The following is an 11,861-nucleotide window of genomic DNA, read 5'->3' as shown; positions in this document are numbered from 1 at the left end:
GCAATAGTCTGTTCGAAAAAAAGAACGAAAACGGCGCATTTGCCGAATCTTTCTGATCAGCGTGATACGACCGGGTTCCAGCGCCTCGACCACCGGCACCCGGCGCAGGGCCGCTGTGCAGCAATTTCCTACCCATAAACGGCCAAAGACCGGCATGGACGCCCAAGGGCGACATGGGTATGATGTCGCCCGCACAAGCATCCGTAGCTCAGCTGGATAGAGTACTGCCCTCCGAAGGCAGGGGTCGTGGGTTCGAATCCCGCCGGGTGCACCATCTTCTTTCCCTTGTATTACAAAGGGATAGCGCTCCTGACAGAAACCTGTCCTAGTCCTGAAAATCGTTTTTGCCACAAATTTGCCACACTCAAAAGTGGCGGGAATGGTCGAAATGGCAACAATCAGGAATCGCGGCGAGTATCAGTGGGAAGCGCAAATACGCCGTAAGGGCTACCCAGCCCAGCGCAAAACCTTCGAAACCAAATCCGATGCCCAAGCTTGGGCACGCATGATCGAAAGCGAAATCGACCGGGGCATTTTTGTCTCTCGAGTTGAGGCTGAACGCACCGCCTTTCATCAACTTATTGATCGCTACATCTCCGAGATCGCTCCGAAGCACAAAGGCGCGTATTCGGAAATCAAACGCCTGGAAGCGCTCAAGCGGCACCCACTGGCGACACGCATCGTTGCGACCCTCACCTCTTCAGATTTTGCCCGCTACCGTGACGAGCGCTTGAAGATCCGCAAGGGCAATACGATGAAACGTGAGCTGGCTTTGTTTCAGTGCGTGATCGAGGTCGCTCGCCGCGAGTGGGGAATTCATTTGGCCGAGAATCCAGTCCGGATGGTCAGCCGCCCCAGCTACAACGACGAGCGCTCGCGACGGCTTGACCCAATTGAAGAGCAATACATGCTCAGCGCCCTAGAGCTTCGTGAGCGCCATGCTGATGGCACATATGCCGACGCATCGCACAATCCATGGATACGGCCCATCGTCCAACTGGCGATTGAGACAGCGATGCGCCGTGGCTAGATTTTCGAGTTGCGCTGGAAGCACGTGAACCTGGATCGTAGAACCGCGCACCTGCCCGCTACCAAAAACGGCCTGCCCAGAACCGTCCCGCTTTCACCGAAGGCTATTCAGTTTCTCAAGGATTTACCGCGCTCACTGTGCGGGCGAGTCTTCCCCACCACGGCTTATGCTCTCAAGAAGGCGTTTGTGAGAGGTCTGGAGCGTGCAAGGCTGAAATACTTGGGGGATTGCGACGTAGCGCAAGTCACGCCTCAGGAAGACTTCCTGATCAATCTGCGCTTTCACGACCTGCGGCATGAAGCGACCTGTCGGCTTGCGACCAAACTGCCGAATTTGATCGAGCTCGCGAGCGTTACGGGGCATCGGGAGGTGAACATGCTCAAGCGATACTACAACATTACTGCGGAGGAGCTAGCGGCCAAGTTGGGGTGATAACCAACCTCCGTCTTAACCGAGACACTATTTGAATTTAGTGCGCCTTGGTAAATCTTTGCATGTAGGTAGCCCGAAGCGAGGCTCCGCCGTCGCGGATATTCCGAAGCTATTGGTAGGGCCGCCACGCCAATAGGCAGATGGTTCAATCTCAGCAGCAGTTTCCGCAGCTGCGTAGTGGTGCTCTATCGTCTCGCCACCGGAGCACTGCACCTCCTTAAGCGCTGGTGGCTTGGAAATTTAAGCTCGTGCAGCTACAGTACGATATCAAAACGACATCAGACACGGTACAAGGACGAAAAATGACCAGTCAATATTCAAAAGTTCAAGCTCTGACATTGCTCTATAATCTCGCCCCACTAGTACCCGCAAGATTTTTGCAGCAATCATTTTGATGTGTAGCAACCGAACGTTACTGATGTCACGCCACAAAATCTGAGCGACTGCTGCTGACACTCTTACAGAATGTAGCGCATTCATTTAGCAAATCAGGGACAGTCATGGCCATAATCACATCTATACATACAGAACATTTGCACTTAAACATCGACATGCCATGGAATATGCCTACAAACAGGATAACATTGTTAACTGGACCAAATGGCTCTGGAAAAACACAGCTACTCAGCTCGACAGCTCGCTATTTAATTTCTACAAACTCATTAAAAAATAATAACTATTTAACAAACGTGACTTTCACAGGCCAACTTTCAAGTGTAATTTCACAAACATTTAGTCCGTTCTCAAGATTTCCTTCAGCAAAACGAGGTGTTCAGGTAAATTCATTTCTCTCTAGGCATGACCATGAGTTTTATACTTGCATTGGTATAAGCCAAACTAAAACCTATACCGCTAGAACACTCACCAGGCACACGCTAGAAGATGCACTCTACAGGCTGGCAGAAAGCGAAAATATTATATTTAACCTTTTCAGTATTATTAGAAACCTTGGATACAGAGAAAACTTTCGCCTTAAGTACAAGGGCAGGGAAGACCTGAATCACTTCCGGAGAATTATAAAAACACAGGGCATTTCGGAATTTGAACGCGAAATTCGTAAACTTGGCTATGGGCATCCAGGCTCGACAAGATCAAAACTAAGCCCAAGCCCTGACTACGACCTACTTGCATCAGCAATAGAAATCTCCGAGAGATTTCAATTATCATCGAACAATTATGAGCTAGACTTTAATCTTTACGAAAAAAACATCAATGATTTCGCGGCTTTTCAAAGCTTTGCGTTATTAAGAAGACTTGGATTACTAAGACTAGAAGGCTTTCTTCTATTTGACGAAAGAAATCCCATGCCTATGGATGTCACGCAAACCAGTTCCGGACAACAGCAAATGCTGTGCTCAATGCTCAGCTTGGCCAGCGCACTAAAAGATAATTCAATTGTACTTATTGACGAGCCTGAACTCAGCCTTCACCCCACATGGCAATATTTGTATATAGACAGCTTGTACGCAGTACTGAAGCAATTTCAAGGATGCCATATTCTTATTGCAACCCACTCTCCACTTATTGTCCAGCAAGGTGCGAAAAATGGGGCCGACATAATACAACTGCAAAATAAATTCCACCAAAACATACTCAACGATGATCTACATATAAAAAACCACATTTCAGTCGAAAGCACTCTTCTCAACGTATTTGAGACGCCGGTAACAGATAGCACTCACTTAGCGAACGAAATTCTCTCTGCCGTTGTAAGTGCCGAGGCGGACCCAAGCAATGTTGCGAACGCTCTACACACACTTCAAAACCTGTTAAAAATATATTCAAATCCGATAGCCGATGACAGAAAGTCCATTGAGCTCATCAAGCACGCTATCGACTGCCTCAGTTAACAGGTGTAATAATGTACAGACCAAGGGACAAAGCGACTCCCCCGGCTAAGCTTACGAAAATAAGCTCGGCAGAGCATGACATCCTAAAACAAAACGGACAAACCGATCATGAATTCTGGAATGTAAATACCGGTAATCATGTCGCTCTTATCAAAGATTTCCGCAAAGAAATAAAGTCTCACTACTGGCATATACAAGGTAGACGCTGCTGCTATTGCAGCAAGGAATTAGATGCACACCAAGGCAGTTTTGATGCTGAACATATCTTGCCAAAAGTCAATTTTCCACAGTTCATGTTTGAATTTATTAATTTAGCTATCGGCTGCAAAACCTGCAACAGTAGGAAAAGCGACAAGGACATACACAAAGGTGTGACCAACCTAACTGAAGTCCCATTAGACACCGCATATTACAGCATCATTCACCCTCACTTCGATGAGTGGACTGACCACCTTTGCTTTGATATCTATGGTAGAGTCGCACCAAAAAATGATGACGCAAAAGGTATCGCAACGATAAAAATATGCGGAATTACATTCCTTAACGCCGCCAGGCTTGCAGATTATTTCGACCCTGGGCAGAGGAAAGAAGTTCAGAAAGCCCTTGAGATTCTGTGTGGGGAAGACAACTCGGTAAAAAAGCTGAAGAAACTTAAATTATTGAGGCTTTTAGTCGACGACCACGGCCTTGAGAAGGCAGCGCCCATTCTCGATCTACTTGAAGCCGAATACAAAGATAGTGGAGGAAAATTTATTTAGCGCTCATTCCACTGAAATGCCTTTGGTTGCCGCTGCAGTACGGACTATAACTCGCTACTGATTTTAGCGGTTAATATGTATAGGTAACCATTGGCAGATTTTAATATGTACACTAATCGGTAACCTTAATCACTTCGCATCGGATAAGCGCCCTAGCTTCTGCGTCGGTTCGCAGTCGAGTAGACGCAGCCTGATCCCGCTCCAGTTGCCTGAACTGTAAGCGTCCAGGCATCCCGTCTTGCGCAGCTAAGCCGGTTGCCATCGATGCGGCAACAAATCCCCAATCTCACTCGCCCGCTGCGTCGGCAGGCGAGTAAGAACGTCCTTCAGATAAGCATATGCATCGTGGCCGTTGAGCTTGGCAGACTGGATCAAACTCATTAGCGCAGCAGCGCGTTGGCCACTGCGTAGTGAGCCAGCAAACAACCAGTTCTTGCGCCCGAGCGCCCATGGCCGTATCTGATTTTCGAGGTGGTTATTATCTATGGGCACCGTGCCGTCGTTCAGATAACGGCTCAACGCAGCCCAACGTTTAAGGCTTTAATCCAGCGCCTTGGTAATCCCCAAACCTTCATGCACACGCTCGCGCTGGGCGATCATCCAGGTATGAAACGCGTCCATCAGGGGCGCGGCTTTTTCCTGACGTATTCGTCGCCGGACATCCGGTTCCAAATCGCGGACTTCGCGTTCAACCTCATATAAAGCCACGATGTACCGCAACGCTTGCTCGGCCAGCACACTTTTTTTGGTGACGTGTAGGTCGTAGAACTTGCGGCGGGCGTGGGTCATGCAGCCGATTTCAGTGACGCCAAGTGCAAAACTGGCTTTGTAACCGCCGTAGTCGTGACAGACCAACTTGCCTTTCCAGTCGCCCAAAAAGTTACGGGCATATTCGCCAGAACGACCGGGGCTGAAGTCGTACACCACCGCGCTTATCTCGGCGAACGCGGTCGTGGCATAACCCCAAACATATGCTCGGTGGGTTTTCTTTTCACCCGGAGCCAGCATCTGTACCGGCGTTTCATCGACATGCACCACGTTGTGCTCAAGCACGACTTCGCGCAAGGCATCCACCAGTGGCTGTAATTGCACGCCGCAAGCGCCGACCCAACTGGCCAGCGTTGAACGAGGAATCGCGAGACCGGCACGCCCGAAGATTTGCTCCTGGCGGTACAGCGGCAAATGATCGGCGTATTTCGCAACCATTACCTGAGCCAGCAACCCGGCAGTCGGGATGCCTTTGTCGATCACCTGCGCCGGCACCGGCTCTTGAATCAGGGTCTCGCAGTTATTGCAGACCCATTTGCCACGAATATGCCGTTCGACGCTGAACACGCCCGGCGTGTAGTCGAGCTTTTCGCTGACGTCTTCGCCGATGCGCTTGAGGGCGCAGCCGCATTGGCATTGAGTGTTTTCACGCTCGCGATGAATCAGTGTGCGAGGAAACTCGGCAGGCAAAGCGGTGCGTTTGGGTTGCTGGCGGGCTACTGATTGCGCTGGTTTTGGTGCCAGGATTTCAAGCTCTGCTTCGATGGCGGCCAGGTCGGTCTCAATCAGGTCGTCGAGCAAGCTGGCCTGATCAGGGCTGAACGACTCGGAGCGTTTGGCAAAGCGGTGGCGTTTGAGCTGGGCTATTTCGTGAATGAGTTGCTGGTTGCGGGTCTTCTGATGAAGCACCTCTTTGTCGAGGCTCGCCAGCTGCATATCTAGATGCTCAACGCGGTTGAGCAACTGCGCAGCGAGGCTGCGCAGTTGTTAGGTGTCGAGCTGATCGAGAGGAGTAGTAGGAATCATGGTGATGACTCTGCCCGATCTGCTGATCGATGTATGTCATCCATGTCTCTTAATGGTTACGGATGGCTCCGTCAGACCCAATCCGTTGCCAGGGAAGACCGACCACCAGTGCATGGAGCTGCTCAGTATTTAGCTCCATTTTTGGTCACCATGCCGATCACTCGCCCAAGAAAACTTCCCCTGATGTAGGCGGCGTGCCGCCAACCAAACGCCCAGGCCGTCGTGCACCAACACTTTCATGCGATTGCCTCGGCGGTTGGCAAAGAGATAAGCACAGTGCGGCTGCGCCGCACCGAAGACGGCCACGACCCGGGCGAGAGCTTTCTCGGTGCCGGAGCGCGTATCCATCGGCTCGGTGGCCAGCCAAATTGCGTCTATGCGAATCACGAAGCAAGTCCACGGACAAAACGGACACACCCTTCAGGATCGGAATACGGCCATTTCACCGTGATAGTTTGCTCGCCAAATGGCAACTCGATGATCACCGATGGATCGACCTGTCTTTTCGGGGCGACCTTTACCGGAACGAACGCTGGCAGGGTTGCGGGTGGTGGATCTCGGAAAAGTGGCAGCCACTTACGGATCACGTTGGCATTGATGCCGTGACTGATGGCAACGCTGGAGATGGAGGCGCCGGGTTGCAGGCATTCCTGGACAACTTGGGCTTTAAACGACTTGGGGTAAGAGCTTCGTTGGCGCATTTAAGGGCTATCGCGTCCGCTTAAAAATAGGCGGACACCATCGCCCTTAATTTGGGAGGTCGGTAGGTGTGTTCACCGTTCGCTTACGCTGAAGAAATAAAATCGCCAATAGAAAAAAGGGCCCAATTGGGCCCTTAACTATAAATTTTTAATATAAAAATCAAACATCTCAGTGAAAAACCAAAACCCCGTTAAAATTGATTGCAAGCCACCAACATCGTTCACACATGACAATATTGAAAACCGCTTAAAAAGCTGACCCCTGCCTCAGAAATTAAAAATTAATCACTTAAGGTTATCATTAATATAGTCCGCTCGCGCACTATTCCCTGTTTCATCGACGCGTTTAAGAGCCTCATAAACCCGCTTGAGATAGGCACGCCCTTTTTTGCTTTTAGCAGCCTCATCAATAAGAGAAAGTGCTAAGGAAACATCTTCAGTGATTCGACCAAAAATTTCCGGATCAAGGTCGTAGTCTATGAATTTTTTTACTACTGTTTCTTTTAGTCTTGAACAATTATCCCAGTCGATCCAAGAGCCGCGCACCAAACGCGAACTTGCCAGCTTCTCTGTATCGCGCGCGAAACGTTGACTTTCGAACGCTCTATAAACTCTGTTGTAAGAGTACTGCAGCAACTCGGCTGGCGATCTGGACTTCCAACCCAGAGCTCTATTCAGAACAAATGCCGCAAGAAAATCTTCATCTAACCGCCCCAATGAACCTGAAGCACTTCGCAAAGCAATGAGCCAAGGGTCCTCTCCATAACTGTTTGGCACATCGTCGGGGGAAATTTGTTGAGCCATAATGACGAGAGTAGACATCTTGGTCAATTGACCAGATGCTAGCACCGATGCTAGTTTGTTTAGATCACGACATAAAACGAAAAGCCACTCCAGAACGGCCTTGGAATTTGACTTCTCTGACTCCAGCGCGAGAGCCAATTCAGACGACTCAACTTTATTAATAATCGTTGCTGCTGGCCCGACTCTACCAGCGGCAAGCAATGCATATATTGCGACCCCAGCGTCTTGATGAGAAATATGCTCCGCCAGCTGATCATCCACTTTTGGAATATTCCAAAAAGCTGGCAACTTCATTATGTCCGGTCTACGCTTGACTATATCTGTAACGATATCTGAATTAGCCTTCAGCCCCGAGACTAAAAGATCCGACTTAATCTCCGACAAAGCATGAGAAGCAATATTTGCAAGCGCACCTTCCGAATAAAGCGCAGCATGGAAACGATGGGGGGATCGCCGCCACAATTCGATACCAAGTTTGTTGCCCATATCTACTTGCTCTGACGGGTCACTCAGTTGTTCCACTGTATTTAGAAGAAACTCAAACACAACATTTTCTACTCGACCTGGCGACTTCATCGCCTGCCGCGTCACGAGCGAGCGGATCGCTCGAGCCTGCGTTCTCCCGCCGCTATCAAGTGTAACTAAGGCTAACACCGCAGAGGCTAAGTCCGGAGGCTGGCTTTTCAAAAGGCTTCTATGAAGCTCACACAGAGGCAACATAGCACTCCTACCACCATCGACGTCGCCCCCTGTACGTTTAAGGAATTCACGTAAAGTAGAGAGAGAAGGCGCCGTAAGATCCCCCAGCAATGGCAATATTTCATCGGAAACTATAGCTCCGCCCGCGACTACAGCGCTAGGAAACTTAGACCGAAGTTTGTGATCTTTCTCGGGTACGAATTGAAGGTCAAGCGCTACTCCTTTTCCGGATCTATCCATTCCAGAAAGAGTACAAAAACCAAACGAACGCCGTAATCTTGGCCATTGTTGCATCCAGATAGCTGTCGTTAGCTGTTCGTCTGCAAACGGCTCGCCCGCATCGGCTACTACCTGCCGCATGGGAAGAGAATATAACGCTTGAAGCAGCTGCTCAGCACGATCTGTACGATTAATTTCACAGGGGACCGTTTGAATCGGCAACGAAACGGGAGCGCTGTACTGAGCCTTGGTATCTGTGCCTGTGGGACGATTTAAGTTATCAATCAAAGCCTTAACCGAAACAAGTTTAGCCAAATCTGCATTGTCGATAATTAACGAGTGAGTCCAGACACAACCAGGACGGGGCATTTCAGGTGCTGCCCAAGTCCTTGAAAAAACGTACTTCCCACTATGCTCAAGTGGGTATCCTGTGAGATAGCCGCCATCCGAAGGTTTTATACCTGGACCAGACAGGTCACTCATCACTAACATCACGCGACCATCCGCAGCATCTAGCGAAAGTGAGCTAGCAATAAGTCTATGACCGTCGTTGTATCCATGCAGCGCCTGATGGACCAAGATTGTGGGCATTAGTCGATCAGCCATTTTAGCGGCTTGGTCAAATCGGAACAGAGGGCTCCTCCATCTACGACTTTGATCCTGTCGGAAGGGCGCTCAAGATCTCGAAGTCTGTCGGTCTCAGCAAAGCTTTCACCCTTATCTGGATCCTCATAGACACCGCCTTGAGCACTTAGTCCCCAAACTTTCCAGTTCCAAGAATCGCGTCCGCTACGCAAATATTGATTTAGAAGAGGTAGCTTGCTTTCAAGGATCTCCGCAGGCGTCAATCCATCACCTTCAACCTTGTCCCATGCTGAGATGAGAATAGCTAAACGCCTCCTGCCAATATTTAGCTCCCCCGACATGAGCATCTGCAGCAGATCCACGATCCTGACTTGGGTAGGAGCGAGATCGGCGCTCCATTCGACTGCCTCATTTTTTGAAGGTGCTATTCGCATTTTACTCTGCAACATATTCCACTCAACAAGCCAAGCCGGAAGCTTAATCGTGTCCCCGTTGATCATAAGGACGAGTGAAGATGCTGTAAGAGTTTCGAGCATTCCCTTGTCGAGCTCTCTGCGCTCCCACATCCGAGAGAAGTCCTCTCCAGGCAGATCCGGGAATGACACCTCAACCTTATGGTCATCGGCATCTTTGAGTCGCATTGTCACAGCTTTGGCACCGCTCACCTGAGTACGCTGCTGAATCGTTCCAGATCGCCACCGCTTGGCTAGAACATTCAGATGTTCATAATTACCTTGGCTGAGACCATCGAAAGAGAGAACAGTATTTGCGCCCCCCTCACGAACCATATGCCACAGCGCAGCGAGAAAAGTCGTCTTGCCGGAAGAGGGGAGTCCCATAACAGAAATATGAATTTTCCCACTCATTCTTCAGATCTCACATCAGTCAACAAGTCGATCATACGCTCGAAATCAGGAGACACATAATCAACCGACGCGTTTGCAGACACAGTCAAGTTTAGCCAGTACAGCAACAGGTCGGCGACCCCTTCTCCCCTACTGACATGTTTGCAGTCTTGTGGAGATGCCGCGACTATAAATTGCTTCACATCGCCGAGATAAGCTGCATGAGCCCTGATGATTGACTCCACCAGCTCACCGAAATCTCTCTGGACACGATCCGGATCCTGAGATATGACCACAGAATCCTTCTTTGTCAGAACAACTGCTAGCCTACATCCCTTGCGTATTGCCTTTGCTTCGATTAATGCATCCACTATATGAGGCGTTGCGGCCTTAACTTCATGCCGCATCTTCGGATCAGCCAGTTGGGAACCGTTGACCAACAGAGTGATGCAGTCTGCCCTACGGATCTCGTAAAATTGATCGGCCAACGAGATCTGATCGGTGACGGCGAGATAGTCCTCACCTGAGCGGTCGCTTATAAATACGGAAGTAATTCCAACACTTTCTTGATATATATCGAGATGAAAGAATGTCGCGTCTGCGCCACGGCTAGTTCTTTCTGTGTGTGGCGCTACGCCTCGGGAAACCACACGTGCGAGGTGGCAAACCTTCTCAAAACCAATCAGAGTCGACGACCCAGCGAATGCTGCCCCCGAGACAGGCCCCCCTTGAAGAAGGTCATACACTCCCGAGATCAAGCTGGTTTTACCGGAGTCATTCGGCCCTATGAGACCGATTGATTTAGATATGTTCCTTCGCTGAAGAATCGAAGTGTTAACTCGACTCAGCGCCTCACCCGAAGCAAGCGCGATGGTAGGTTCTGGTAGAGGCGCTGGAGCAGCTTGCTCTTCAGTCTCGGGAATGTCGTCGAGAGACAAGCCGCCAACATGGGGGCAGTCTTCAACTTCATATCCTTCAACGCATTTACCATCAGACTCTACTTTACATTCGGCGTTCGTGCAGTTTAACTCGTGGTTCGCCATTTATTCATCCACCTACAAGCAAGAAAAGGTGCTCGCGGTAAAAGAGCTCAGCAAGCTGAACTGATGACATCGAAGCGTCATCGGGTAAGCCAGTCATTGATGACCACACCGGCATCCACGCGTCGTCAGAGCCGATCTCGATTCTTTTTTCCAGTGCAAAATGTATAGGCGTAGTAACAGGAGAAATTCTGTTGGACTTACTAATTTCCGCGCCCCACTTGATATCGGCGGCATTGACAGAGTCCAATATATTAATAGACGACCCTGTAATACCACTCCTAGAAAACAGAGCAATTACCGACGCCGGCCCAGGTGATATGTGGGTAAGCTCCCCCAACTCTTTAGCAAAAACAAGTGGTTTCAATGCAGAATCAATATCAGCAAACGGGGTATCTACGGTCCAGCTATGGGCTCCGATTAACCACCACAGCATTTGCAACTCTTCTTCTCCCAGCGATATCTGGTGAGCGAGCTTTTTAGTCACTAAATTTTGATTATCTACAATCTCGCCCAAAGCTTTACTGGCAGCATCGCGAAGGCTATCTAGTTCATTCGTCAACTCATCTGGAGTCATGCTTGCTGAGGCGTCCGCTGAAACCTCGTACTCGATCGTCGGCTTTCCAATTTCGAGTTCTTTGGGGTCTGGACGCTCGTGCTTTTTCTTTGTGAACTCAACTAAAGCTTGCTTCGCAAGATTAACTAGATCCATAGGCAGCTCGACCGTACGCTTGCCTCCAAACGATGCATTCAGTACAGCTATAGCGGCATCTGGCAGCCTAGAAAACAGCCTTACGAGCACGGCGGCTGACAAGATCTGTAGTTCGCGCCGAGATTCTGCTGGGTCAAGAGGGGTGCTGTTACCGGATATGGTTGTCAATAATGTTTGGTGTTTCTTTGCCAAAACTTCGTTTTTACCGCCATTAGCTGGGGCCGCCGTGGCGAAGGCGTAACGGACTAGAACCTCTACAGTCGTGTAATCGGCAGTAGCGGAGGTATCAACCACCCCCTTCCATCTGCGCTTTGCAATCTCACCTTCATCCATAAAAGCTTCGGCATACCAATGCGCGAAATCGGCATTCATCTCCGGCGTCTTCGCCATAC

Annotated in this window: 10 protein-coding genes, 1 tRNA gene and 1 pseudogene; 5 read left to right on the top strand and 7 right to left on the bottom strand. The window is 49.8% G+C overall.

The features are described from left to right. The first annotated feature begins 197 nt into the window (after positions 1-197). The 5 genes from HX783_RS13390 to HX783_RS13375 all read left to right on the top strand — a co-directional run bounded on the left by HX783_RS13390 (position 198) and on the right by HX783_RS13375 (position 4,070). Positions 198-274 (top strand) — tRNA-Arg (locus HX783_RS13390). Positions 275-379: 105 nt separating this feature from the next. Next, entirely contained in the window at positions 380-1,030 is a 651-nt protein-coding gene (locus tag HX783_RS29970) for a Shufflon-specific DNA recombinase (RefSeq protein WP_256347162.1), read from the top strand. 9 nt (positions 1,031-1,039) lie between these two features. Then, complete coding sequence (locus HX783_RS29965) at positions 1,040-1,462, top strand: site-specific integrase (RefSeq protein ID WP_256347161.1); 423 nt, start codon at positions 1,040-1,042, stop codon at positions 1,460-1,462. Between the two features lie 500 nt (positions 1,463-1,962). Then, positions 1,963-3,312, top strand: a complete 1,350-nt coding sequence (locus HX783_RS13380) for an ATP-binding protein (RefSeq protein ID WP_177017179.1) — start codon at positions 1,963-1,965, stop codon at positions 3,310-3,312. Positions 3,313-3,323: 11 nt separating this feature from the next. Beyond that, the gene (locus HX783_RS13375; protein WP_177017178.1) at positions 3,324-4,070 is read left to right on the top strand and encodes a hypothetical protein; all 747 of its coding nucleotides are present in this window, start codon (positions 3,324-3,326) and stop codon (positions 4,068-4,070) included. A 246-nt stretch (positions 4,071-4,316) separates the two neighbouring features. On the opposite strand, the pseudogene HX783_RS13370 reads toward HX783_RS13375, so the two are convergent. The 7 genes and pseudogenes from HX783_RS13370 to HX783_RS13340 form a co-directional block, all read right to left on the bottom strand. Next, positions 4,317-5,822: pseudogene (locus tag HX783_RS13370) on the bottom strand (IS66 family transposase). 171 nt (positions 5,823-5,993) lie between these two features. Further along, positions 5,994-6,251, bottom strand: a complete 258-nt coding sequence (gene tnpB / locus HX783_RS13365) for an IS66 family insertion sequence element accessory protein TnpB (RefSeq protein WP_177017177.1) — start codon at positions 6,249-6,251, stop codon at positions 5,994-5,996. Beyond that, positions 6,248-6,565: a transposase gene (locus HX783_RS13360; protein ID WP_177017176.1), complete on the bottom strand. Its 318-nt coding sequence runs from the start codon at positions 6,563-6,565 to the stop codon at positions 6,248-6,250. Before HX783_RS13360 ends, tnpB begins: the two co-directional genes overlap by 4 nt. Before the next feature lie 285 nt (positions 6,566-6,850). Continuing rightward, positions 6,851-8,878 carry a hypothetical protein gene (locus tag HX783_RS13355; protein WP_177017175.1) on the bottom strand — a complete coding sequence of 676 codons (2,028 nt, stop codon included), beginning with the start codon at positions 8,876-8,878 and terminating at the stop codon, positions 6,851-6,853. Further along, positions 8,878-9,738: a hypothetical protein gene (locus HX783_RS13350; RefSeq protein ID WP_177017174.1), complete on the bottom strand. Its 861-nt coding sequence runs from the start codon at positions 9,736-9,738 to the stop codon at positions 8,878-8,880. The genes HX783_RS13355 and HX783_RS13350 overlap by 1 nt, the downstream gene beginning before the upstream one ends. Then, positions 9,735-10,760 (bottom strand): hypothetical protein, encoded by a 1,026-nt coding sequence (locus tag HX783_RS13345; RefSeq protein ID WP_177017173.1) that lies wholly within the window; start codon positions 10,758-10,760, stop codon positions 9,735-9,737. The genes HX783_RS13350 and HX783_RS13345 overlap by 4 nt, the downstream gene beginning before the upstream one ends. 4 nt (positions 10,761-10,764) lie before the next feature. Beyond that, entirely contained in the window at positions 10,765-11,859 is a 1,095-nt protein-coding gene (locus HX783_RS13340; protein ID WP_177017172.1) for a GTPase-associated system all-helical protein GASH, read from the bottom strand. Positions 11,860-11,861 lie beyond the last annotated feature (2 nt).

This window comes from Pseudomonas sp. D2002, from assembly GCF_013385735.1.
Classification (GTDB): domain Bacteria; phylum Pseudomonadota; class Gammaproteobacteria; order Pseudomonadales; family Pseudomonadaceae; genus Aquipseudomonas.
This window is presented reverse-complemented; position numbering and strand designations above follow the sequence as displayed.